Origin of the sequence: Streptomyces corynorhini, from assembly GCF_003346515.1 — a bacterium.
GTDB lineage: Bacteria > Actinomycetota > Actinomycetes > Streptomycetales > Streptomycetaceae > Streptomyces > Streptomyces corynorhini.
The window spans coordinates 1-26,472 of record NZ_QQNA01000008.1 but is presented as its reverse complement, the minus strand read 5'-3'; the positions used below and the strand labels follow the sequence as shown (position 1 = coordinate 26,472).

The 26,472-nt window shown below is 74.6% G+C and carries 9 protein-coding genes and 1 pseudogene; 7 read left to right on the top strand and 3 right to left on the bottom strand.

Annotated features, from left to right (window positions below; translation table 11 throughout):
- Window positions 1-486 (top strand): LysR substrate-binding domain-containing protein (locus DVH02_RS01715; protein WP_233517977.1); only part of this gene is annotated, 486 nt, incomplete at its 5' end.
- Between the two features lie 114 nt (window positions 487-600).
- Here the strand turns inward: DVH02_RS01715 and DVH02_RS01710 are convergent.
- On the bottom strand, window positions 601-1,113 hold the full coding sequence (locus DVH02_RS01710; RefSeq protein WP_114621865.1) for a Rieske (2Fe-2S) protein: 513 nt from the start codon (window positions 1,111-1,113) through the stop codon (window positions 601-603).
- Window positions 1,114-1,541: 428 nt separating this feature from the next.
- On the opposite strand from DVH02_RS01710, the gene DVH02_RS01705 reads away from it, so the two are divergent.
- Complete coding sequence (locus tag DVH02_RS01705; protein WP_114621864.1) at window positions 1,542-3,017, top strand: glycoside hydrolase; 1,476 nt, start codon at window positions 1,542-1,544, stop codon at window positions 3,015-3,017.
- A 53-nt stretch (window positions 3,018-3,070) separates the two neighbouring features.
- Here DVH02_RS01705 and DVH02_RS01700 read toward each other — a convergent pair whose 3' ends face one another.
- On the bottom strand, window positions 3,071-4,057 hold the full coding sequence (locus tag DVH02_RS01700; protein ID WP_114621863.1) for an NAD(P)-dependent oxidoreductase: 987 nt from the start codon (window positions 4,055-4,057) through the stop codon (window positions 3,071-3,073).
- Window positions 4,054-5,418 (bottom strand): acyltransferase family protein, encoded by a 1,365-nt coding sequence (locus DVH02_RS01695; RefSeq protein WP_199566130.1) that lies wholly within the window; start codon window positions 5,416-5,418, stop codon window positions 4,054-4,056. Before DVH02_RS01695 ends, DVH02_RS01700 begins: the two co-directional genes overlap by 4 nt.
- 364 nt (window positions 5,419-5,782) lie before the next feature.
- Here DVH02_RS01695 and pabB point away from each other — a divergent pair, with 364 nt between their 5' ends.
- The 5 genes and pseudogenes from pabB to DVH02_RS01675 all read left to right on the top strand — a co-directional run bounded on the left by pabB (window position 5,783) and on the right by DVH02_RS01675 (window position 26,300).
- Complete coding sequence (pabB, locus tag DVH02_RS01690; RefSeq protein ID WP_114621862.1) at window positions 5,783-8,026, top strand: aminodeoxychorismate synthase component I; 2,244 nt, start codon at window positions 5,783-5,785, stop codon at window positions 8,024-8,026.
- A 367-nt stretch (window positions 8,027-8,393) separates the two neighbouring features.
- Window positions 8,394-11,744: a type I polyketide synthase gene (locus DVH02_RS01685; RefSeq protein ID WP_233517976.1), complete on the top strand. Its 3,351-nt coding sequence runs from the start codon at window positions 8,394-8,396 to the stop codon at window positions 11,742-11,744.
- Window positions 11,745-11,781: 37 nt separating this feature from the next.
- Window positions 11,782-14,961, top strand: a pseudogene (locus tag DVH02_RS37240) (type I polyketide synthase); the annotation flags it as partial.
- Window positions 14,962-15,609: 648 nt separating this feature from the next.
- On the top strand, window positions 15,610-18,708 hold the full coding sequence (locus tag DVH02_RS37235) for a thioester reductase domain-containing protein (RefSeq protein ID WP_456113484.1): 3,099 nt from the start codon (window positions 15,610-15,612) through the stop codon (window positions 18,706-18,708).
- Window positions 18,709-18,743: 35 nt separating this feature from the next.
- Window positions 18,744-26,300: a type I polyketide synthase gene (locus DVH02_RS01675; RefSeq protein ID WP_114621860.1), complete on the top strand. Its 7,557-nt coding sequence runs from the start codon at window positions 18,744-18,746 to the stop codon at window positions 26,298-26,300.
- The last annotated feature ends 172 nt before the right edge of the window (window positions 26,301-26,472 follow it).

Here is a 26,472-nt window from a genome sequence, read left to right as displayed (position 1 = left end):
GTGAGCCGTCGTCAGCCCGTCCCGGACGGGCTGACGACGGCTCACCTGCTGGACGACGCGCCCGATGTGGCCATGCCCGTGGACCATCCGCTGGCGGGGCGGCGGGAGGTGGAACTGGAGGAGTTCGCCGACGACGAGTGGGTGTCCTGGCCCGAGGGCGAATTCTGTTACGAGTGGCTGATGTTCACGCTGCGCTCGAAGGGCGTGGAGCCGAGGATCACGCATCTGGCGGGGGAGTACCACACCCAACTGGCCCTGATCTCGGCCGGATTCGGCGTCTGTGTCGCGCCCAGGCTCGGGCGCGGAATCGTGCCGGAAGGCGTCGCCTTCGTCCCCGTACGCCAGTTGATGCGGCGTCATGTCTACGCCGCCTGGCGGACCGATGCGGACCGCCGCCCCTCGATCCGGGCGGCGGTCGACGCGCTGCGCACGGTGGCGGAGCGGGTGGACGGCCGCCCGGTCCCACCTTCTGCCGACGAAGGGTGAGACCGGCCGACCGCCGTTCATGGGGGGCGGGCGCGGATCCGCGGCGGGCGTTGTGACCGGGTGGGTCCCCGGTGTGGCCCGGGAGCGGGTGTGCGTGGCCTGCCCGGGGTCCCGTCAGGCCAGGGTGATCGACGTACCCGAGACCTTGATCGACGCGGCGGGCAGCGGTGTGGTCGCGGGACCGGCCTGCACACTGCCGTCCGCCGCGCTGAACTTACTGCCGTGGCAGGGGCAGTGGATGGTCCCGTCCGAGACGTCCTTCACCGCGCAGCCGGTGTGGGTGCACTTGGAGGAGAACGCCTTGAACTCGCCCGGCGAGGGCTGGGTCACGACCACGCCCTGATCGGCGAAGACCTTCCCGCCGCCTTCGGGGATGTCGGTGGTCTCGGTGAGCGCGTCGCCGGAGCCGCCCCCGGACTCCGGCTGCCCGTCGCCCGAGCCCGCCGTGCCGTCGGAGCCGCCGGATCCCTCGGCGCTTCCCGAACCGCTCGATCCGCCACCGCCGTTCGCGTCGGCGGCGTCCTCCGAGCCGCACGCGACGAGCGCCGCCCCCAGCCCGGCCGCACCGGCCGCCGCGACGAGGGTCCGGCGTGTCACGACCCGCGCCGTCCCGTACGTTCCCTTCATCCCAGCTCCCGTTCCCGTTCCCGTTCTCGAACCTCTTGCTCGTACCCCGGCCCGTTCCCGGGCCCTCGGTTCATCGAGTAATACGGTAACGGTCCAGCGTCCGTTCACGTTCCGGGAGATTCTCCGAGGGAGGCGAGTTCCCGGGGGAGCGGCGCGTCGGCCGTGCCCTGCCGCGTGACCAGGTGCCTCGTCGCGCGCGGCGGCAGTACGGGTTCCGCTGGGTGCGGCGCGACCCCGGCGCCGGGGTCGCGACCCGGCGCGCTCGTCGGGAGGAACGGGCGCGCCGGTTGGGCAGAACGGGCGTGCCGGTTGGGTAGAAAGCGCTGTCACAGCTCTCGACAATCGCGCGGGCGCCCCCGATTCTCGAAGTGTTCTCCCGGCGCGTTTGTCATGGACGCGACTTCCTGGGGTGTCGGAGGAGGAGTCCGGTGATCAGACGCAGAACGCTGCTCGCGGCGACGGCGGGCGGCACACTGTTCGGTGGCGTCCTGGCCACGGGCACCGCGCGTGCCGACGCGACGATCTCGGTGAATCCCGCCGCCACGTACGGGAGTTGGGAGGGATGGGGTACCTCGCTCGCCTGGTGGGCCCATGTGTTCGGGGCCCGGGACGACTTCGCCGACCTCTTCTTCACCACCAAGTCCGTCCCGTACGGAGGCCGCAGTCTGCCCGGCCTGGGGCTGAACATCGCCCGCTACAACCTCGGCGCCTGCGGCTGGAACAGTGTCAACGGGGAGAGCATGGTGGCGTCCCCCAACATCCCCGCCTTCAAGCAGATCGAGGGGTACTGGCAGGACTGGCGCGACGAGGATCCCGGGTCCTCCGCGTGGAACTGGAACGCGGACGCCGCCCAGCGGGCCGCCCTGGTCAAGGCCGTCCAACGGGGTGCGGTCAGCGAGCTGTTCGCCAATTCGCCGATGTGGTGGATGTGCGTCAACCACAACCCGTCCGGCGCGGCCAACGGCGGCAACAACCTCCAGACCTGGAACTACCGTCAGCACGCCTCCCACCTCGCCGCGGTGGCACTGCGGGCGAAGAACAACTGGGGGGTGAACTTCGCGACCGTGGACCCCTTCAACGAGCCGGCGTCCAGTTGGTGGACGGCCACCGGTACCCAGGAGGGCTGCCACTTCGACGCGTCCGTCCAGGCCGCCGTCCTGCCGTACCTGCGCGGCGAACTCGACAGCCGCGGGCTCACCGGCACCCGGATCTCCGCCTCGGACGAGACGAGCTACGACCTGGCCCGCACCACCTGGAACTCCTTCGGATCCGCCACGAAGGCCCTGGTCAGCCAGGTCAATGTGCACGGCTACCAGGGCTCGGGCGGCCGTCGCGACCTGCTGTACACCGATGTCGTGACCACGGCGGGCAAGAAGCTGTGGAACTCCGAGACCGGCCAGAACGACGCGACCGGACTCTCGCTGGCCACCAACCTCTGCCTCGACTTCCGCTGGCTGCACCCCACCGCCTACTGCTACTGGCAGGTGATGGACCCGTCTCCCGGCTGGGCGATGATCGCGTACGACCCGAACACGTCGCAGGCGGGCGCCGTGCAGACCAAGTACTACGTGATGGCCCAGTTCAGCCGGCACATCCGCCCCGGGATGACCCTTCTGGACACGGGCGTCGACTACGCGGCGGCGGCCTACGACCCGGCGCAGCGCCGCCTGGTCGTGGTGGCCGTCAACCCCGGCGCCGCGCAGACCCTCACCTTCGACCTCTCGCGCTTCGCCCAGGTCGCCGGTTCCACCGGCGGACTCGTACGGCGCTGGAACACCCTGACGTCGGGCGCGGGCGACCTGTACGCCGAGCGCGCCGACACGTATCTCGACGGCAAGCGGTTCGGCGCGCCGTTCGCGGCGGCGTCGGTGCAGACGTTCCAGATCGACGGGGTGGTGGTGTGAGCCGGGGACGGTCAGTCGGGGACGGTGGGACAGGGACGGTGGGACAGGGACGGTCACGCGGACGCGGATCTGGGCGCGGACGTGGCCGCTGACGCGGCTCCCTGCGCGGGCGGGGCGAACTGCTCGACCAGGCGGGCGAAGCTGTCGCCGCCCTGGCCCCGGGCGACCGCCCGCTCCATGAGTCCCTGGATGTACAGCGGCAGTCGCGCCTCCACCGCGCGGTCGCCGCTCTCCTCCGTGAGGTGTCTGATCCCGGCCAGATGCGTGTGCAGGGTGGAGTCGTCCGCCGGGTACGCGCCGTCCGCGATCTGCCGCGCGTAGCGCGGGACGAAGGAGCCGACGCCGCTGTAGAGCATCGCGGCGAACGGCGCGAACTCCGTCGCCGCGATGCCTTCCGTACCGACCAGGGCCATCGCGTGCAGGACACCGGTGAGGCTCGTCCACATGATGTCCAGCAGCGCCACCTCGTAGAGCGAGGGGATGCCCGGGTCCGCGCCGAGGAAGGTGACACCGCCGCCCAGGGCGGCCAGGGTCGGGGCATGCGCCCGGAACACCGCGTCCGGTCCGCCGTACAGGACGGTGGCGTCCGGGGCGCCGATGGCGTCCGGGGTGGTCAGGATCGCCCCGTCGAGGCAGTGGGCGCCGAGCGCGGCGACGCGGTCCGCGAGGGCGCGGGCCTCCCGGGAGGAACCGGAGGTGAGGTTGACCAGCACCCTGCCGGGCAGGGCGGTCCTTCCGGCGTCGAGGACGTCCACGACGGCGTCGTGACGGGTGACGCAGACCACGACCAGCGGGGCGGCGGCGACGGCGTCCGCCACGCTCGCCGCGCGGACGGCGCCGCTCGCGACGAGGGGATCCGCCTTCTGCGGGGACCTGTTCCAGACCGTGGTCGGGTGTCCGGCGCGCAGGAACGCGCTCGCCAGCGCCGAACCCATCAGGCCCAGCCCGATCACGGTGACCGGCCGGGGGTCCGCGCCGCCGGGGGGCGGCTGCTCGCCGGGGCGTGGCGGCTCCGCGTGCGCGGGGGAGGGTGTGTTCATCGTCCGATCCTTCCTTGGGGCATGGTGTCCGTCCCGGTCCGCTGGACCGGCGCGGGTGGCGGCTCTTCAACCGCTGGTTGTGCCACCGCTGGTTGTGCCACCGCTGGTTGTGCCACCGCTGGTTGTCCCGCCGCTGGTTGGGCCACCGCCGGTTGGGCCACCGCGGGCTGTGTCGCCGCCGGTGCTCCGGTCACCGGCTCTCCGGTCACCGGCACTCCGGACGTCGGTGGTGTGGGCTTCTTGCCGCCGTCCCGGGGCGGCGCCGTGCCGTGCGGCCCGCGCAGCAGCGGCCGTTCCACACAGGTGTGCAGCAGCCACGCGAGACCGAGCGAGACCGCCAGCAGCACCACCGTGTCCGCCGCCCTGACCGCCGTACTGGCGGTCCGCGCGCAGTCCAGGACCCGGCAGCCGTGTTCGAGAACCAGCAGATGGCACATGTACAGCCCGAACGACAGCTCTCCCAGCCGTACCGCGACCGGGTGCCGCAGCGGCGACCGGTCGCCGCGCAGATCGGCCGCCACGGCGCCGAGCAGCACCAGCGCCAGCGGTACGACCATGACCGCCACGGCGCTCCAGACCAGCGGGACGGCGATCGCCAGCGGATAGAGCGCGGCGTACGCCGCCGCGCCGTGCCAGCCGCGGACCCCGCGGCCCAGCCCCTCGCGGGCCATCCGCGCCAGCAGCATGCCGAGGACGAACTCCGGCAGCCGGGCCGGCGGAAACGAGTAGACCAGCCACATCTGATGCGTGGTGTCCGGGAAAGGGCCGAACGTGGCCTGCCCCGCCACCGCCGGGCGCACCGTCACGACCAGGAGCGGGATCAGCGCCACAGCGGCCACGCACGCCCCGGCGCAGGCGGGCAGCAGCCGGGGCGCGATCCGGTGCACCGGCCGCGCGAGCAGCGGGAACAGCAGGTAGAACAGCGCCTCGCAACACAGCGACCAGGAAACCCCGTTGATACCGGGGTCCAGGATGTCGAACCCCGGTGACCACGTCTGGACGAGCAGGGCGTTGGGCAGCCAGGCGCGGACCGGCGGGAGCGGGCCCGCCGCCACCGCCAGCAGCACGCCGAACACGAGCGTCACCAGATGCAGGGGAAGGATCTTCGTCGCCCGGCCGCGCCAGAACCCGCGCGTGCTCCGGTCCGGCCGCCACGACCAGCTGAACAGAAAGCCGCTCAGCAGGAAGAAGAACGACGCCGCCGAGAAGGCGATACGCAGCAGGGTGGCGTTCTCGTCGCCGCCGTTCCACACGCTGCTCGCGTGCTGGGCGAAGACGGTCATCGCGGCGAGTCCGCGCAGACCGGTCAGACTGGGCAGTTGGGATGTCTTCAAGGGGTGGGACGGGTGGGACGTCTTCATGGATTTCTGGCGCCTTCCGGGCGGAGTTCCCGCCTCGATGGTGCCTGCAATTCACCGGGTCACGGAACTGAGTCACACGTCCGGGTGAACAATTGGCCGAAGAACGCGCTCCTGTGAGCGCTCAGCGGGATTTCTGTACGTTCCGGGCGGCCACGCAGAACGGCGTGACAGAGCTGTGTACTACGATTTCCGCAGACGCTGGGAGAGTTCACCGCGACGCGGTGCGCCGCCGAAGGGCGGACGTCCTCGACTCCCGTCCCTTTCCCGTTCCCCGGCTTTTCGTCGCTTCCGCCCGTCCGCGCGTCCTCGCGGCCGTCCCACGGGAGTCGTCGACCGAATCGTCCGCAGGATTTCGTGAGGTCTGATGCGCACACTCATCATCGACAACTACGACTCGTTCACCTACAACCTGCTCCACCACTTGGCCGAGGTGACCGGGGACGAGCCTGTCGTACGGCGCAACGACGAGATCGACGCGGCCACCGTACGGCGCGAGCGATACGACAACGTCATCATCTCGCCCGGACCCGGCCGACCGGACCGCCCCGCGGACTTCGGCGTGTGCGCCGAGGTGATCCGGTCCGCCGAGGTGCCCGTGCTCGGGGTCTGCCTCGGGCACCAGGGCATCTGCCAGGTCTTCGGCGGGACCGTCCGGCGCGCGCCGCAGCCGTACCACGGGCGGATCTCGCCGGTGGTACACGCGGGGAGCGACATCCTGGCCGGGCTGCCGTCCCCGTTCTCCGCCGTCCGGTACCACTCGCTGATCGCCGAGGACATGTCCGAGGAGATCGAGGAGATCGCCCACACCCCGGACGGCCTGCTGATGGCGGTGCGCCACCGGCACCGGCCGCTGTGGGGCGTGCAGTTCCACCCCGAGTCGGTGTGCACGGAGCACGGCCGCACACTGCTGCGCAACTTCACCGACCTCAGCCGGAGCTGGCACGAGCGCGCCGCGAACTCCGCGTCCGCGGCCACCGCTCCGGTGGTCACCGCTCCCGTGGTCTCCGCCGTGCCCGTGGTCACCGCCGCGCCGGTGGTCTCCACCGCTCCCGTGGCCTCCGCCGCTCCGGTGGTCCCCGCGCCGCGATCCGCCCCCGCCACCGGGGACGTGCGCCAACTGCGCGTGGTGCACAGGTCGCTGGACGTCCCGGTGAGCGCCCAGACCGTGTACGACGCCCTCTACCGGGACTCCGAGTCCTCGTTCTGGCTGGACAGCAGCGGACCGCGCGAGCGCGACGGACGCTTCTCCTTCATGGGCGACGCCAAGGGCCCGCTGGCCCGGGTGGTCAGGGCCGATGTGTGGACGGGCGAGGTGAGCGTCGAATCGGCCGGGGACACGGTGCGGGAGTCCGGCGGATTCTTCGACTGGCTCCGCGCCGACCTCGCCGCGCTCCGTACCGAGGTGCCCGAGCTGCCGTTCGACTTCGCCCTGGGCTGGGTGGGTTACCTGGGCTACGAGCTGAAGGCCGAGTGCGGCGGCGACCGCGCGCACCGCTCGCGCCACCCCGACGCGGCGATGCTCTTCGCCGACCGGGCGATCGCCTTCGACCACCGCGAAGGCACCGTACACCTGCTCGCGCTGGCCGAGGGGCCGGGCGACACGCGCGCCGCGCGGTGGGTGGCGAGCACCGCGGCGCTGCTCGCGGAACTCACCCGCGCCCCGCAGGACCCACGCGGCAGCGGGCCCGCCGCCACGACGGCGGGATCGCTGCGGCTGCGGCACGACAGGGAGCGCTATCTGGCGCACATCGACGCCTGCCTGCGGCAGATCGACGAGGGCGAGAGCTACGAGGTCTGCCTGACCAACATGATCGACGCGCGCGGCAAGCTCGACCCGGCGGACGCGTACCGGCTGCTGCGGGCGGGCAACCCGGTCCCGTTCGGCGCCCAGTTGAGGTTCGGCGGGCTGTCCGTGCTCAGCTGCTCACCGGAGCGGTTCATCCGGGTCGCCGGGGACGGGACGGTCGAATCCCGGCCGATCAAGGGCACCAGGAAGCGCGCCGCGTCACCGGCCGAGGACGCCGCGCTCCGCGCCGACCTGGCGTCGAACGCCAAGGACCGGGCGGAGAATCTGATGATCGTCGACCTGGTCCGCAACGACCTGGGCCGCTGCGCGCGGATGGGCTCCGTCCGCGTGGACGGGCTGTTCGAGGTCGAGTCCTACGCCACCGTGCACCAGTTGGTCAGCACCGTCTCGGCGCGGCTGAGACCGGAACTGTCGGCGGTCGACTGCGTGCGCGCGGCCTTCCCCGGCGGCTCGATGACCGGCGCCCCGAAGATCCGGACCATGCAGATCATCGATGAGCTGGAGGACGGCCCGCGGGGCGTCTACTCGGGCGCGCTCGGCTTCTTCTCGCTCTCCGGCGCCGCCGACCTCAGCATCGTGATCAGGACACTGGTCGTCGACGGCGACCGTATCGAGTACGGCGTCGGCGGCGCCGTCATCGCGCTGTCCGACGCCGAAGCGGAGTTCGAGGAGACCGCCGTGAAGGCCGCCCCGCTGCTGCGCCTGCTGGGGCAGGAATTCCCCGGCCGCCGTTCGGGCCCGGCGCCGGCCGGACCCGAGGGGGAAGGGACCGGAGAACCTGTGGTCCAGCCCGTTTCCTGAAGATAATCGGAGCACCGTCGCCCTCGCGATGCGGTGTTCATTCGTATGGGGCATGTTTCCCCGGATGGCTTCACGGGTTCCGCCGAATGGCTCAGGATGGTTCCGTACGGGGCGAATTCGGGGGAGCGGTTTGAAAATTCGGAACTTCCGGTGTGCGTCTGCGGAAATCCGGGATTCCAGGATCTCCGGGCTCCCGAACCATCGGGCTTTCCTCGCTCACCCCCTCGCTCCGGATCCCCCGGAGATTCCGGAACCTCCCGCTATTCCGGAATCTCCGGGGAATTCACGCCTGCCCACCGTCGCGACGCGGTGTGTGAAATGACGCGCGTCACATTCCGGCGCCACGAGTTCAGAATCCGAGAGGCACGTGACCGAAGAGGACCGACTCCGTACCTATCTCAAGCGTGTGGTCGCCGAGGCGGTCGACGCCCGCAACCGCCTGCGCGAGATGGAGGAGCGACACCACGAGCCGCTCGCCGTCGTCGGCACCGCCTGCCGTTACCCCGGCGGTGCCGACACACCGGCACGGCTGTGGCGCCTCGTCGACGAAGGCACCGACGCGGTCTCGGAGTTCCCTGTCAATCGCGGCTGGCCCACCGAGGGCCTCCACCACCCCGACCCCGACACGCCGGGCACGACCTACGTCCAGCAGGGCGGATTCCTGCACGACGCCGACCTGTTCGACCCCGGCTTCTTCGGCATGTCTCCCCGGGAGGCGCTCGCCACCGACCCCCAGCAGCGACTGCTGCTGGAGATCGCCTGGGAGGCGTTCGAACGGGCGCGCATCGCCCCCGACACCCTGCGCTCCAGCCGGACCGGGGTGTTCACCGGCGTCATGTACAACGACTACGGCGCACGCCCCCACCTGCCCCTGGACGACTTCGAGGGCTACTTGTTCTCCGGCAGCGCGGCCGGAGTCGCCTCCGGGCGCCTCGCCTACACCTTCGGGCTGGAGGGCCCCGCCGTCACCGTCGACACGGCGTGCTCCTCGTCGCTCGTCGCGCTGCACCTGGCGGCGGCCTCGCTGCGCCGGGGCGAGTGCGATCTGGCGCTGGCCGGCGGCGTGACGGTGATGTCCACCCCAACCACCTTCGTGGGCTTCTCCCGGCAGCGCGGACTGGCCCGCGACGGCCGGTGCAAGTCGTTCGGCGCCGACGCCGACGGCACGGGCTGGTCCGAGGGCGCCGGACTGCTCCTGGTCGAGCGGCTCTCCGACGCCGTGCGCCTGCGCCACCGCGTCCTCGCCGTGATCAAGGGCTCGGCGGTCAACCAGGACGGCGCGTCCAACGGCCTCACCGCGCCCAACGGCCCCTCCCAGGAACGCGTCATCCACGACGCGCTGGCCGACGCCCGGCTCCGGCCCGCCGACATCGACGCCGTGGAGGCGCACGGCACGGGCACCCCCCTGGGCGACCCGGTCGAGGCACGGGCGTTGCTGAGGACCTACGGGCAGGACCGTCCGGCGGACCGCCCGCTGCGGCTCGGGTCCCTGAAGTCCAACATCGGCCACGCGCAGGCCGCCGCCGGCATCGGCGGTGTGATCAAGATGATCGAGGCGATCCGGCACGGAAAGCTGCCGCGGACTCTGTACGCCGACCGGCCGACCCCCGAGGTCGACTGGGACAGCGGCGCCGTGACCCTGCTGACCGAGGCGTGCGACTGGCCCGACACCGGGCAGCCCCGCCGGGCCGCGGTCTCCTCCTTCGGCCTCGGCGGCACCAACGCCCACGTGATCGTCGAACAGGCCCCCGAAGCAGCCGCGGAGCCGGGGCCGACGGAGCGACCGGACGGCCCAGAACTGCCCGCCGTGCCATGGACCCTGTCGGCCGGATCGGCCGAGGCGCTGCGCGAACAGGCCCGTAACCTGGCGGAGCTGGCCGCGGGTCCCGCCGCGCCCGCCGTGCTGGACGTGGCGTTCTCGCTGGCCGACACGCGCGCCCCGATGGAGCACCGCGCCGTGGTGGTGGGCAGCGCGCCACACGACTTCCGGCGCGGGCTGGCCGAGGTGGCCGACGGCGCGGGGGGTACGCGTGCGGCGCGCGCCCCGGTGGCGTTCGCGTTCACCGGCGGCCCCGCGCCACGGGCCGCCGCCGCCCGAGCGCTGCGCGACGTCTTCCCGGCCTTCGCCGCCGCGTTCGACGCCGCCACCGCCGCACTGGACCGGCAGCTGCGCCGTACGGCCGCCGTACCCGACCGGGACCACGACGGCGGCGGCCACCGCGACAGCGACGGCCACCGCGACGACAGTGGCTACCGCGACGGCGGCGGCGAGATGTGCTTCGCCGTCGAGATCGCGCTGTTCCGGCTCTACGAGTCGTGGGGAGTGCGGCCGGAGGCCGTCGTCGGCCACGCGGCGGGTGAGCCCGCCGCCGGGTATGTGACGGGCCTGCTGTCACTGTCCGACGCCGCCGCGCTGGCGGTGGCGCGGGCCCGTCTGCCGCGCCTCGCGGGCGGTGGGGAAGCGGCGTCGGACGACTTCCGCCGGTCGGTGGCCGGACTGTCCTTCGCCTCGGCGACGCTTCCCCTGATCCGGCTCACCACCGACCCGGCGCCCCCGGAGCGCGCCTGGACCTCACCCGGGTACTGGACCGACCGCGCCGGGCTGCCCGGCCGTCCCCCCGACCCGTCCGCCGACCTGGCACCGGCTCGGATCGCCACCCTCCTCGGCCTCGGCGCGGACGGCCTTCTGCCGACGACGGCCGAGGACGGCGGAGCCGTGGCCGTCACCCTCGTCCGGGAGGGCGTGCCCGCCGCGCACTCCGTGGTCGAGGCGCTGGGACGGCTGTATCTGCGAGGGGTGGACCCGGACTGGCGGGCGCTGTTCGCGGGTACGGGCGCACGCCATGTCGACCTGCCGACTTATCCGTTCCGGCGCACGCGGTACTGGCTGGACGCCGAGGACCCGGGCGGTCCCGGCCCCGGGCGCTCCGGCGCCCCCGGCCAACAGACCGCTCCGGCGCCGACGGTGGAGCCGGAGGAGCCGGTGGAGCCGCTCGCCGGGCGGCTGACCGGCCTGGGCCCGGCGCAGCGGCACGCCCTCGTGCTCGACCTGGTCCGCGCCGAGGCGCGTGCCGTACTCAAGGTCGCCGACGGGGACGGGGTGGAGCCGCACCGGCCCTTCCGCGACATGGGCTTCGACTCGCTCACCGCCGTCGAACTCCGTACCAGGATGAGCGCGGCGACCGGGCTGCGGCTGCCGGTGACGATCGTCTTCAGCCATCCCACCCCGGACGACCTGGCCGACCACCTGCTGACCGAACTGACCGAACTGGCCGCAGGGGCCGACCTGACCGCAGGGGCCGACCTGGCCGCTGGGGCCGACCTGGGCGCAGGGGCCGCAGGGGCCGAATCGGCGGAATCCACCGGACGCGCCGGACCGAGCGGCTCCACCGCGGCCTGTTCCGAAACGTCGTCCGCGACCGCCGACCTCCCGACGCCAGCCCGCACCTCCGCGACCGCCGACATCTCCGGGACGCCGCCACTCGCGGCCGAACTCGACCGGCTGGAGCAGGCGTTGGCCGCGCTCCCGACCCACGGCGACCGCGCGGCCGGGGCCGAGGCCGCCGCCCGGCTGCGGAGCCTGCTGGCGCACCCCCCGGCGGCTCGGCAGGAGGCCACCGGGGATGTCCTGGCCGACATGACCACCGTCATCGAGTCGACGTCCACCGCAGAGCTGCTCGCCCACATCGACCGCCAGCTCGGCAACCCCGCCACCTGACGCCACACGCCGTCCGATACCGAGAGAAGAGAGTCCGATGTCGGATGAGGAAAAGCTCGTCCAGTACCTGAAGCGGATCGCCGGGGAGCTGCGCGACGCCCGCGCGCGCATCGCGGAACTGGAGTCCGCCGACCGCGAACCACTGGCGATCGTGGGCATGGCCTGCCGGTTCCCCGGCGGCGCGGAGAGCGCGGACGGTCTGTGGCGCCTCGTCGACGAAGGGCGGGACGCCATCACCCCGTTCCCCACGGACCGAGGCTGGGACCTGGAGGCCCTGTACGACCCCGACGCGAGTACCCCCGGTACGACCTACGCGCGCGCGGGCGGCTTCCTCTCCACCGCGACCGGCTTCGACGCCGCGTTCTTCGGCATCTCGCCGCGCGAGGCGCTGGCCATGGACCCGCAGCAGCGGGTGCTGCTGGAGACCTCGTGGGAACTCTTCGAGCAAGCGGGCATCGACCCGGCCGCGCTGCGCGGCGCCCGCGTCGGGGTGTTCGCGGGCATCGCCGAGCAGAGCTACCTCGGGCTGTCGGGCCCCGGCGAGTGCGAGGGCTATCTGCTGACCGGGCGGCTGGCGGCCGTCGCGTCCGGCCGGATCGCCTACACCTACGGCTTCCAGGGCCCGGCGATCAGCGTGGACACCGCCTGCTCCTCCTCACTGGTCGCCCTGCACCTCGCGGCGCGCTCGGTGCGCTCCGGCGAGTCGCGCATGGCGCTGGCCGGCGGGGTGACGATCACCGCTTCCCCGGGCGGGTTCGTGGACTTCGCCCGGCAGCGGGGGCTGTCGCCGGACGGCCGGTGCCGGTCGTTCGCCGCCTCGGCGGACGGCACCGCCTGGTCCGAGGGCGCCGGACTGGTGCTGCTGGAGAAGCTGTCCGACGCCCGCCGTCACGGACACCGGGTGCTGGCGCTGCTGCGCGGCAGCGCGGTCAACCAGGACGGCACGTCCAACGGACTGACGGCGCCCAGCGGTCCTGCACAGGAGCGGGTGATCCGCGAGGCCCTGGCCGACGCCGGGATCGCGGCGGCCGATGTGGACGCCGTCGAGGCCCACGGAACCGCCACCACGCTCGGCGACCCGATCGAGGCCCAGGCGCTGCTGTCCGTCTACGGCGCGGGCCGTCCGCGGGAGCGTCCGCTGCTGCTGGGGTCGCTGAAGTCCAACATCGGTCACACCGCCGCCGCCGCGGGCATCGCCGGGGTGATCAAGATGGTGCAGGCCATGCGGTACGAGACACTGCCCGCGACCCTCCACATCGACCGGCCGACGCCCCTGGTGGACTGGTCGGCGGGCGGCGTCGAACTGCTCACCGCACCCCGGCCCTGGCCGGTCACCGGCACACCGCGCCGCGCGGCGGTGTCGGCGTTCGGGGTCAGCGGGACCAACGCCCATGTGGTGCTGGAGCAGGCACCCGTACCGGAGCAGGTATCCGTACCGGAGCAGGCGCCCGTACCGGAGCAGGCATCCGCACCCGAGCAGGCGCCCGTACCGGAGCCGACACGCACACCGGAGCCTGCGCCCACGGCCACGACGGTTCCGTGGCTGCTGTCCGCCGCGAGCCCCGACGCCGTACGCGAACAGGCGGGCAGACTGGCCGCCTTCCTCCGCGACGGCCTCGCGAACCGGTCCCGCGACGGCCTCCCCGACGGGCTCGGGCAAGCGCTCCGGGACGAGCCCGACGTCCGGCCCCGGGACGTCGCCCTCACCCTCGCCCGAGGCCGGGCGGCTCTCAAGCACCGGGCCGCCGTGGTGGGCGCCGACCGCGCCGCCCTGCTCGACGCGCTGGACGCGCTCGCCCGCGACGGCGGCGGACCGCGTACGGCGCGCGGCTCCGCGTCCCCCGGCGGACTGGGATTCCTGTTCACCGGCCACGGCGCGCAGCACGCGCGGATGGGCGAGGGCCTGTGCCGGGAGTTTCCCGCGTTCGCCGCCGCCTTCGACGAGGTGTGCGCCCACCTCGACCGTCATCTGGAACACCCCCTGCGCGAGGTGATCGCCGACGGCGGACGGCTCTCGGAGATGACGTACGCGCAGCCTGCCCTGTTCGCCTTCGAAGTCGCGATGTTCCGCCTCGTCGAGTCCTGGGGCGTGCGCCCCGACTATCTGGTCGGACACTCGACCGGTGAACTCGCCGCCGCCCATGTGGCCGGGGTCATGTCGCAGTCGGACGCCGCCGCCGCGATCACCGCCCGGGGCAGACTGATGCAGGCGTTACCCACGCACGGCGCGATGGCGGCGGTGGAGGCGGCGGAGGACGAGGTGCGCCCGCTGCTCGCCGCACACGAAGGACGGGCGGGCGTGGCGGCGGTCAACAGCCCCTCGGCCCTGGTGATCTCCGGCGACGCCGACGCCGTGTCCGCGGTGGCGTCCGTGCTGGAGGCGCGCGGGCGGCGCACCAAACGGCTGCCGATCGCCCAGGCCGCGCACTCCTCGCACATCGACGCGATGCTCGGCGAGTTCACCGACGTCCTGCGCGGAATCGAACTGCGCGCCCCGCGCCTGGCCATCGTCTCCACCCTCACCGGCGAGGTCGCCGACGCCGAACGGCTGCGCTCACCCCGCTACTGGACCGAGCAACTGCGCAGGCCGGTACGGTTCCTGGACGCCATGCGCACCCTGGCCACCCGGGGCGTGGGGACGACGCTGGAGCTGGGCCCCGCCGGGGTGCTGTCCGCGCTGGTCGAGGAGTGCACCGCCGGTGTCCGGCCGGTCACCCCGCTGGCCGTGCTGCGGGCCGAACTGCCCGAGTGCCACAGCGCCGTCACCGCCGTCGCCCAGCTCTGGGCCATCGGGCACCACGTCGACCGCGAGGCGTTCGCCGACCGGCCCGGCGCCCGGTCGGTGGAGCTGCCGGCCTACCCGTTCCAGCGGGAGCGGTACTGGGCGGAGCCGTCCGAGGACGCCGACGCCGCGTCCGAGAGCGGCCGAGCGGCGCCGGGGACGACGGTCGAGGTCGCCGGCCGCGACGAAGTGGTGTTCACCGGACGGGTGTCCGCGCGCTCGTACCCCTGGCCGGCCGACGGCTCGCGCGGCGGCGTCCACGTGCTGCCCACCGCGCTCCTCGCGGAGCTGGCGGTACGCGCCGGGGACACCGTGGGCTGCTCGGTCGTCGAGGACCTCGCCGTGGAACGCCCGCCGGTGCTGCCCGCACGGGGGCCGCTGGAAATCCAGGTGGTCCTCGGACCTCCCGACGACACGGCACGCCGCGCGTTCACCGTCCACACCCGTCCGCGGGACGGCGGGGCGCGGTGGACGGCCTGCGGGGCGGGGACGGCGGCACCCGGCAGCGGTGAAGTGCCCTTCGGCGTCGCCGAATGGCCTCCGGCCGGAGCCGAGGCCCTCGACCTGGTCCCGGCGGACGGAGACGGTACGGGCACAGACGATCCGGTACGCGCGCTGTGGCGGCGCGGCGGTGAGCTTTTCGCCGAGATCCGGCTGCCGCGGGACGTGTCGGCGCGCGGGTTCGTACTCCACCCCCTGCTCCTGGACGCGGCGCTGCGGTACGCCGTCGTCGACGGGGCGCACGAGGAACACAAGACGCACGAGGAACACAAGGCGTACGGGGTGTACGGGGCGGCGGAGGGCGCCCCGGCACCGTACGCCGGGCGGCTGGGCGACGTCAGGCTGTACGCGTCGGGCGCCACCGAGGTGCGCGCCCGGATCACGGCGGGCGGCCCGGACGGCGTGGCGGTCCGACTGGCCGACCCGGCGGGCCGCCCCGTCGCCTCCGTCGGCTCGGCGGCGCCGCTGCGCGTCACCGGGAGCGACATCGACACGGCGCGCTCCCAGCAGCGCGACGCGCTGTTCCGGCTGGACTGGCGGCCCGTATCGGTGGCGTGCCCGAGCGGCCCGGCCGACTGGGCGATGCTGGACCACGGCGACACCGACACCGGCCCGGGGCTCCCGGGCGGCCGACGCGTCACCGACCTGGACGCGGCGCTGAGCCCTGAGCCGGGCCCGGAGTCGGCCTCGGAGCCGGGCCCGGAGTGGGGTTCGGCCACCGCGCCGGGTGGCCCCCGTACGGTGGTGGCGCCGTTCGTCTTCCGGCCCGGGGGTGACATCCCCGAGCGCGCCCGCGATGCCACAGTGCGGGCGCTGGCGCTCGTACGGGCCTGGCTCGCCGACGACCGTGCCTCGGCCGCCACCCTCGTCGTCGTCACCCGGGGCGCGGTGCGCGTCGGCCCCGCGTCCGACAGCGCGGGCGGGGTCCGCGACCTGGTCGCCGCGCCGATCTGGGGGCTGGTCCGCTCGGCGCAGTCGGAGGCACCGGGACGGATCGCCCTGGTCGACCTCGACGACGACCCCGCGTCCGGCACCGCCCTGTCGGCGGCCATTGCCTCCGGCGAGCCGCAGAGCGCGGTGCGCGGCGGCCGGGTCCTGGTGCCGCGCCTGGCCCCGGTCCAGACGGCCTCCGCCCGGACCGGGGCGGCCGGACGCCCGGTGGAGCCCCGCGCTGCGGAGCCCCGCCCGGCCGACACCGGCGGTCCGCCCGGCACCGGCCCGCACCCGCCCACCACGGACGGCGACGGCGTCCCCGGCGTCGAGAACGTCGAGAACGTCGAGGGAGTCCCCGGCGTCGAGGGCATCGAAAACAGCGCCGCGCGGGAGGCGCCCGGCACCGGGCCGTGGCGCCCCGGCACCACCGTCCTGATCACCGGCGGCACCGGCGCCCTGGGCGCCCTGTTCGCCCGCCACCTGGTCACCCGGCACGGAGTCACCCACCTGCTCCTCGCCGGGCGCAGGGGCGCCGACGCGCCCGGCGCGCGGCAGCTGGCCGCCGAACTCACCGCGCTGGGAGCCGAGGTCACCCTCGCCGCCCGCGACCTGTCCGACCGGGCGGCGGTGGCCGGTCTGCTGGCCACCGTCCCCCGCGACCGCCCGCTCAGCGCGGTCGTGCACACGGCGGGAGTCCTCGACGACGGCGTACTCGCCACCATGACCCCCGAGCGGCTCGACGCGGTGCTCCGCCCCAAGGCGCACGCCGCCTGGCACCTGCACGAACTGACCCGCGACCTCGACCTCTCCGCGTTCGTCATGTTCTCGTCGATCGCGGGCATCGTCGGCGGCCCCGGACAGTCCAACTACGCCGCCGCCAACGCGTTCCTGGACGCCCTCGCCGAACACCGCGCCCGACTCGGCCTCCCGGCGGCCTCGCTGGCCTGGGGCCTGTGGGCGCACGAGAGCGGAATGACCGGGCACCTCGGCGACGTGGACCTGAAGCGGATCGCACGGGCGGGCTTCGCCCCGGTCACCGCGCACGACGGCCCGGCCCTGCTGGACGACGCGCTGCGCACCCGGCACCCCGCGCTGGTCGCCACCCCGCTGGACCACCGCGCGGCACGCGCGAACAGCGACCAGGTGCCGCCGCTGTTCTCCGGCGTGCTGCCGGGAGCGCCCCGCCGCCGTACCGTACAAGCGACCGCCGCGGACAGCGGCCCGCTGTCCGTACGGATCGCCGCGCTCCCCGAGGACGCACGTCCCGAGGCCGTCTCCGCGACCGTCCGCGCCGAGACCGCCCGCGTCCTCGGACACAGCGATCCGGGCGCCGTCGACGCCACGGTCCGCTTCACCGCCATGGGCTTCGACTCCCTCGTCTCGGTGGAGCTGCGCAACCGGCTCGCCGAGGTGACCGGGTTGCGGCTGCCCGCGACCGCCGTCTTCGACCACCCCACGCCGCAGGCCCTCGCACGCCATCTGCTGGCCGAACTGCTCGCCACGGCCGGGGCGGCGGCCGACACCCCCGGGGCGTCCGCGACCTGCGCGCGGGACATGCGTGCCGACGTACGGCTCGCCGACGACGTACGTCCCGCCGCCGAGGTCAGCACCGTGGCCGAGGACCCCCGCGAGATCCTGCTGACCGGCGCGAGCGGCTTCCTCGGCGCGTTCCTGCTGCGCGACCTGATGCGGTCGACCGACGCCACCGTCCACTGCCTGGTGCGCGGCGCCGACCGGGCCGACGCGCGGCGGCGGCTGCGGGAGAACCTGCGCTGGTACCGGATCGACGACCAGATCGACCCGGACCGGCTCGACATCCTCGTGGGCGACCTGGCCGCCCCACGGCTCGGCCTGTCCGAGGAGCGCTTCGACCAGCTCGCGCACAGCGTCGACGTCGTCCACCACGCCGCCGCCTCGGTCAACTGGCTGCGCCCGTACGCCGAGTTGCGCGCCGCGAACGTGGACGGCACACGGGAGCTGCTCCGGCTGGCGGCCCGGCACCGCACCGTGCCGCTGCACTACGTCTCCAGCACCGGCGTGTTCGCGGGCGAGGCGGCCGACGGCGAGCCGCTGCGGCCAGGCGATCCCACCGGCCCGCCCGAAGCGCTGTCCAACGGCTACCTGCGGAGCAAGTGGGTGGCCGAACAGGTCGTCGCGATCGCCCAGGAACGGGGGCTGCCCGTCTCCGTCTACCGCGCCGATGTGATCAGCGGTGACCAGGTCAACGGCGCCTGCCAGACCCGCGACTTCGTATGGATGAGCCTCAAGGGGCTGCTCCAGGCCGGTGCGGTGCCGACCGGGCTGGACGGGCCGGTGCACATGGTGCCCGTCGACTACGTCAGCGCGGCCATCACCGAGCTGGCCGCCCGCAAGGAGAACACCGGCCGCACCTTCCACCTGCACAACCCCGAGGGCCACGGCTACGGCGACTTCGTCACCGACCTGCGCGCCCTCGGCTATCCGCTGCGCGAACTGGCCCTGCCCGCCTGGCGGGAGCTGGTCCTCGCCGACCGGGAGAACGCGATCATCCCGCTGCTCGACTCGTTCGAACTCATCGCGCGGCGGCGGGCGTCCCATCCGCGGATGGACGTCTCGGACACCCTCCAGGCCCTGGCGGGCAGCGGAGTGCACTGCCCGCCGGTCGACAGCCGGCTCTTCGGCGGATACGTCGACTTCTTCGTCCGCGCGGGCTGGTTCCCGCCGCCTCCCTCCGGATCCGCCACCGCGACGGACCCCACGGCCGGTTGACGAACCGCCCCCGCCACCCTCCAGGAGAGAACCGCATGCAGGTCGACATCAACCCGGCGGCAGCCGCCCGGAACGCGGCACGGCAGCCGTCCCTCGGACCCGCGCTCATCTACGAGGACGTGGAGATCGGCTACCCCGCGCTGGCCGACCGGGCCGGCCGACTGGCCGAAGTGCTGGCCGCCGCCGGGGTGACGGCGGGCGCGCGCGTCGCCCACCTGGGGCTGAACAGCCCGGCGCTGCTGGAGACCTACCTCGCCTGCGCCTGGCTGGGCGCCGTCTTCGTCCCCGTCAACCACGGCCTGGACGCGGCCGGAGTCGGCTCGGTGCTGCGCGACTGCGGGGCGCGCGCCCTGGTCGCGGAGCCGGGCCACCGCGCCGTCGCCGACGCGGCCGGGGTCACCGGGCAGCTGCGGTGCCTGCTGGTCGACGACGACCCGGCGGCCCCCCTGGACCGGCCCGCAGACCCGCACTGGACAGCACTGTCCGGGGCGCTGGCCGAGGTGGCGGGGCCGGTGCGCGAGCCCGTACCGCTCCAGGCACACCACCTGGCGCTCCTCCTCTACACCTCGGGAACGACCGGGCGCGCCAAAGGCGTTCGGCTCACCCACGGCAATGTGTGGTGGAACTCCGCCAACCTGGAGCGGGCCGCGGGCGTACGCCCCGGCGACGTGAATCTGGTGGTCACCCCGCTGTTCCACATCGGCGCGCTGGGCTGCCACACCCTGCGTTCCCTGGCCCGGGGCGGCACCACGGTGATCCGCCGCCGCTTCGACCCCGACCGCGCGCTGCGCGACCTGGTCGAGCTGCGGATCAACACCATGTTCGCGATCCCGTCCCTCTACGCGGCCATCGCGCGGGCCCCCGGCTTCGCCGAGGCCGACCTGTCCCGGCTGCACACCCCGATCGTCTCGGGCGCTCCGGTGCCGCCCGCCCTGGTCGAGTCGTACGCCCGGCGCGGGGTGCCGCTCCAGCAGGCGTGGGGGCTGACGGAGACCTCGTGCTACGCCACCTACCTGCCGACCGCGTCGGCCACCGGCCGGGCGGACTCGGCGGGCCGGGCCATGCCGTTCACCGACGTACGGCTGACCGATCCGGCGAGCGGCCTGCCGGTGACCGAGCCGGGCGTACGCGGCGAGGTGTGCGTCCGCGGGCCCAACGTCACCGCGGGCTACTGGAACGACCCGAAGGCCACCGACGAGGCGTTCGACGCCGACGGCTGGTTCCGCAGCGGCGACATCGGCTGCCTCGACGACGAGGGCTTCCTGTCCATCGTGGACCGCCTCAAGAACATGATCATCTCGAACGGGGAGAACATCTATCCGGCCGAGGTGGAACCGGTGCTGGCCGACTCCCCTGAGCTGGCCGACGTCGCCGTCCTCGGCGTGGAGCACGCCACCCAGGGGGAGGCGGTGGCGGCGGTGGCCGTCGCCGCCGAGGGCGCCGAGCCCACCGTGGAGAGCGTACGGGCCTTCGCCGCCGCCCGGCTGGTCCGTTACAAGCTGCCGGTGTCGCTGCACCTGGTCGACGCGATCCCGCGCAACGCGGCGGGCAAGATCGACCGCCCCGCGCTGCGCCGGAGCGTCGGCGGCGGCGCCACGTCCGGGACGGATGGGCGTCAGGAGCGGACCCGGGACCCGGACCGGGACCCGGACCGGGACCGGGACCGGGAGCTGAGCGAGGGCCGGGAGCGCCCGGCGCCCGTGGGCGAACGTGCCGGATACGCACTGGAGTTGGTGGAGTGGGCGACCGAGCGTGCGCTGGGCCGGCTGCCCGCCGGTCTGCGCACCGGGGCCGGGTTCGCGGACATGGGCGTGGACTCGCTGGCCGCCGTACGGGTGCGCGATCTGCTGGGAGAGGCCACCGGTAGCGCTCTGCCCGCGACGCTGCTGTACGACCGTCCCACTCCGGCCGCCGTGGCGGCGCACCTGGAGAGCCTGCTGTCCGGGGTGGAGCCCGCGGCCGTCCCCGTACCGGCGGCGCCCGCGCCGTCCGTCGCCGCGGATCCGGTGGTGATCGTCGGCATGGGGGTGCGCGCGCCCGGTGGCGTGAGCGACGCCGAGGAGCTGTGGCGGCTGCTGATCGAGGAACGGGACGCGGTGTCCGGGTTCCCGCAGGACCGGGGCTGGGACCTGGAGGGGCTGTTCGCCCCGGCCCAGGAGACGGACCCGGACGCCGATCGGGTCATCGACCGGGGCACCGACCGGGGCATCGACCCGGGCACCGACCCGGCGGCGGCCCAGGACACCGGGGCGCGCAGCCTCACCCGCAGCGGCGGCTTCCTGCACGACGCGGCCCTGTTCGACGCGGAATTCTTCGGGATCTCCCCGCGCGAAGCGCTGGCGATGGACCCGCAGCAGCGGCTGCTGCTGGAGACCTCCTGGGAGGCGGTCGAGCACGCCGGGATCGACCCGGTCTCGCTGAAGGGCCGCGATGTGGGCGTGTACACGGGGCTGTTCGCCAACGGATACGCCGGCCAGGTGCCCGCCCGCGCCGACCTGGACGGCTACCGCGCCAGCGGCGGCGCCACCGGCGTGGCGGCGGGCCGGGTGGCGTACGTCCTGGGGCTGCACGGCCCCGCGGTCGCGGTCGACACCTCCTGCTCGTCGTCGCTGGTGGCCCTGCACCTGGCGGTGCGGGCGCTGCGGGCGGGGGAGTGCTCCATGGCGCTGGCGGGCGGCGCGACGGTGATGGCGAACACCGAACCGTTCGTCGAGTTCTCCCGGCAGCGCGGGCTCGCCCCCGACGGGCGGTGCAAGTCGTTCGCCGACGCCGCCGACGGCACCGCGTGGTCCGAGGCGGTCGGCGTACTGGTCCTCGAACGGCTGTCGGACGCCCGCCGCCACGGCCGCCGGGTGCTGGCCGTGATCCGGGGCAGCGCGGTCAACCAGGACGGCGCCTCCAACGGGCTGACGGCGCCCAGCGGCCCGGCCCAGCAGCAGGTGATCCGGCGCGCGCTGGCCGACGCGGGCCTCTCCCCTGGCGACGTCGACGCCGTGGAGGCGCACGGCACCGGCACCGTGCTGGGTGATCCGATCGAGGCCCAGGCGCTGCAGGCGGTCTACGGGCCGGACCGCGCCCACCCCCTGCTGCTGGGGTCGGTGAAGTCGAACCTCGGACACACCCAGGCCGCCGCCGGGGTGATCGGTGTGGTCAAGACGGTGCTGGCCCTCGAACACGGGCTGCTGCCGCGCACCCTGCACGTCGACCGGCCCACCCAGGAGGTGGACTGGTCCTCCGGCGCGGTGCGGCTGCTGACCGAGCCGTGCCCCTGGCCCGCGGCCGGGAGGCCGCGCAGGGCCGCCGTGTCGTCGTTCGGGATGAGCGGCACCAACGGCCACGTGATCCTCGAACAGGCCCCGGCCGGAACTCCGGACTCTGCCGGAAGGCCGGACTTCGCCGGGCCCGCCGCCGACCCGGACGCGCTGGTTCCGGACGTGCCGGTTCCGGTTGCGGACGTGCCGGTTCCGGTCGTGGTGTCCGCGAAGTCGCCGCAGGCCCTGGCGGAGCTGTCCGGACGGCTGGCCGAGCGGCTCGAAACGGGCATCTCCCCGGCCGATCTGGCGCACACGCTGGCCGCCCGTACCCCGTGGGAACACCGGGCGGTGCTGACGGGCGACGCGGGCCAACTGTCCCGAGGGCTGCGGGCGCTCGCCTCGGGCCGCCCCGACCCGCGTACGGTCACCGGCGCCGCCGCGCCCGGCGGCCCAACCGGCAGGACCGTCTTCGTCTTTCCCGGCCAGGGCGCCCAGTGGGCCGGGATGGGGCGCGAACTGGGGCTCCGTGAGCCGGTGTTCGCGGCCCGGATGGCGCAGTGCGCGCGCGCCCTGGCACCGCACACGGACTGGTCGCTCGCCGAGGTGGTGGCCGGTGCCCCCGGTGCGCCGTCCCTCGACCGGGTGGACGTGGTGCAGCCGCTGTCGTTCGCGGTGATGGTGTCGCTGGCGGCGCTCTGGCAGGAGTGCGGCGTACGCCCGGACGCCGTGCTGGGGCACTCCCAGGGCGAGATCGCCGCCGCGTGTGTGGCCGGTGCCCTGAGCCTGCCGGACGCCGCACGGGTGGTGGCGCTGCGCAGCCGGGCCATCGCCGCCCGGCTGGCGGGGCGCGGCGGGATGCTGTCCGTACTGCAGCCCGAGCACCGGGTGCGCGAGCTGCTGCGGCCCTGGCAGGGCCGGGTGGAGGTGGCGGCGGTCAACGGACCGGCCGCCGTGGTCCTGGCGGGCGAGCCGGGGGCGCTGACGGACGTACAGCTGGAGCTGGAGTCGCGGGGCGCCCAGGTCCGGCTGGTCCCGGTGGACTACGCCTCGCACGCCCCCGGTGTGGAGGCGGTGCGCGACGGATGGGCTGAGCTGCTCGGGGGCATCGTCCCGGTGGCCCCGGAGGTGCCTTGGTACTCCACCGTCGAGGGCGAGTGGATGCGCGGTCCCGCGGCGGACGGGGACTACTGGTACCGCAATCTGCGCCGCCCGGTGCGGTTCGACCCGGCCGTGCGGGCGCTGGCCGCGCAGGGCTTCGAGGTGTTCGTCGAGGTGAGTTCGCATCCGGTGCTCACCGCCGCCGTCCAGGACATCCTGGCGGACACCGGCCGGCCGGGCGTGGTGTGCGGCACGCTCCGCCGCGACGAGGGCGGCCCCGAGCGGTTCGCCCGCTCGCTGGGCGAGCTGTTCGCGCGCGGTGTGCCGGTCGACTGGGCGCCGCTGCTGCCCGTGGGCGGCAGGCCGGTGGCGCTGCCCGCCCACCCGTTCCTGCGGCGCCGCTTCTGGCCGGCCAGGCAGCCGTCGTCCGCGCTCGCCGCCGCGGGACTGGAACCGCTCGGCCATCCGTTGCTCGGCGCCGAGGTGGCGGACCCCCGGGACGGCGGCGTTCTGCTGACCGGACGGCTGTCGCGCGAGGAACAGCCCTGGCTGGCCGACCACGCGGTCGGCGGCTCCGTACTGCTGCCCGGCACGGCGCTGGTGGAGATGGCGCTCCGCGCGGGCGAGCGGGTGGGCTGCCCGGAGCTGGAGGAGCTGGTCGCGCAGGCGCCGGTACGGCTCGACGGCGCGCTGACCGTACAGGTACGGGTGGGCGGCGCCGACGAGCGGGGGCGGCGCGAGGTGACCGTCCACACCCGGCCGCGCGAGGCGGACGCGCCGTGGACCCGGCACGCGGTGGGACGGCTGGCCGAGGCGGGGTCGGGCGCGCTGTCGGGGGTGGGCGCCGGGTCGGGGGCGGGCGCGGAGGCGTCCGCGTGGAGCGGAGCGTGGCCGCCCGAGGGCGCCCGGCCGGTTGATGTGGCCGCGTTCTACGACGCGTTGGCCGATCGCGGCTACGACTACGGCCCCGCGTTCCGCTGTCTGACCGCCGCCTGGACGCGGGGTCCCGAGGTCTTCGGCGAAGTGGCCCTGCCCGAACCGGCCGACGCCGACGGGTTCGCCGTGCACCCGGCCCTGTTCGACGCGGCCGTGCACACCGCCCTGGTGGCCGGTCCTGACGGTGAGCCGGTGCTGCCGTTCGCGTGGAACGGGGTGCGGCTGCACGCGACCGGAGCGAGCAGCGCCCGGGTACGGGTGACACCGGGCCCCGGCGCCCTCACCGTGGACGTGGCCGCCGCCGACGGCAGCCCGCTGCTCGACGTCCGCTCGCTGTCGACCCGTCCGCTGCCGCCCGATCCGGGGGCCGCTCAGGACGGTGTGGACGGTGCGCTGTCACGGCTCACCTGGAGCGTGCTGCCCGCATCCGGCGCCGTACCCGCTTCCGTACCCGTTACGGTGTTCGGCGCGGACCCCGGCGCGGCGGACGGGGAGGACACACCGCACTGGCGGGTGCTGCCGCCCGGCACCGGCCGGTCCGGCTTGCCGGAACCGGAACGTGCCCGGCAGGCGGTCCACCGCGTGCTGACCGCGCTCCAGTCGCTGCTGGCCGACCGCGAACGGCCCGGCGCGCGGCTGGTGGTGGCGACCCGGCGGGCCGTGGCCGTCCACGACGGTGACCCCGTCGATCCGGTCGCGGCCGCCGTCTGGGGGCTGGTGCGCAGCGCGCAGACCGAGCACCCCGGCCGGTTCGTCCTCGCCGACCTCGACACGGCCCCCGGCCCCGGATCCGACACCGGCCCCGGCCCCGACACCGGCCCCGAATCCGGCGCGGCCTCCGGTGTCTGGACCGACGCGGTGGGCGCTGTCCTCGCCGCGGTGGACGAGGCCGGGGAAGCGCAGTGCGCGGTGCGCGGCGGACAGCCGTACGTACCCCGGCTGGTCCGGGTGAACGCGGCGGAGAGCGCGGGCGGCACGGCGGAGGAGACCACGGGCGGCACCGCGCGCCCGCTCGACCCCGAGGGCACCGTACTGATCACCGGCGGTACCGGCATGGCGGGCGCGGTCGCCGCCCGGCACGCGGTCACCGCGTACGGCGCGCGCAACGTCGTGCTCGCCTCCCGGCGCGGTCCCGCCGCCCCGGGCGCCGCCGAACTCCGCCGCGAACTGGCCGGGTTGGGCGCCCGGGTAGAGACCGTCGCCTGCGATGTCGCCGACCGCGAACAGGTACGGACGCTGCTCGCGCGGATCCCCCGGGAAGCGCCGCTGACGGCCGTGGTGCACACCGCGGGCGTACTCGACGACGGGATGATCGACACACTGGACGCCGACCGGCTGGCCGCGGTCTTCGGGCCCAAGGCCGACGGCGCCGTCTGGCTGGACGAGCTGACCCGGACGTCGGACCCGGCCGTGTTCGTGCTGTTCTCCTCGGTGGCAGGCGTCCTCGGGACCGCGGGCCAGGGCAACTACGCCGCCGCGAGCGCCTTCCTCGACGCGGTGGCCATCCGCCGCCGCGCCGCCGGGCACGCCTCCGTATCGCTCGCCTGGGGCCACTGGGAGCGGGCGGGCGGCATGACCGGGCATCTGGGCGAGGCGGACCTCGCCCGGATCGGCCGTACCGGGATGCGTCCCATCTCCGACGCGCACGGCATGCGGCTGCTGGACGCCGGTCTGGCCTCCCCGCACCCGGTGCTGGTGGCGGCGCCCGTCGACCGGGCGGTCCTGCGGCAGCGCGCCAGGGACGGCGCGCTGCCGCGCGTACTCCTCCCTCTGGCCGGCCGGGTCGGCCGTACCCTGCCGGCCGCGCGCCGCGCGCTGCGGCTGGACGGCCTCGACCCGGCCGCCCGGCGCGGCGTCCTGCTCGACCTCGTACGCGACGAGGCCGCGGCCGTCCTCGGCCACTCCTCCGGCGACCGGATCGATCCGGCGCAGCCCTTCAAGACGGCGGGCTTCGACTCCCTGACCGCCGTGGAGCTGCGCAACCGGCTGACCACGGCGACCGGCGCCCGGCTCCCGGCGACGCTGGTGTTCGACTTCCCCACCCCGGCGGACGCCGCCGCGTTCCTCCACGACGAGCTGGTGCCCGACCTTCCGGCGCCCGGCCTCGCCGAACTGGACCGCCTGGAGCGGGCGTTGTGCGTCGCGCCCGACGAGGGGACCGGCCGGCAGATCGCCGCGCGGCTGCGCGGACTGCTCACCCGGATCGAGCACCCCCCGAGCACCGCCGCCGAGGACGCCGCGCCGGACGGCCTGCGGTTCGCGGACGACGACGAGCTGTTCGCGTTCATCGACACGAACCTCTGAAACACGCGACTCCCACTCCCCACACCGACCTCTGAACACCCGGCACCGACCGGAGCGGCCGACGGACACCCGCCCGGCCCCGGCGAGAAAGGCACAAGGCACACGGCATGGTCACAGCAGCACAGCCGCAAGCGGCACCGGCACCGGCACCGGCACCATCACCCGCGCCCCC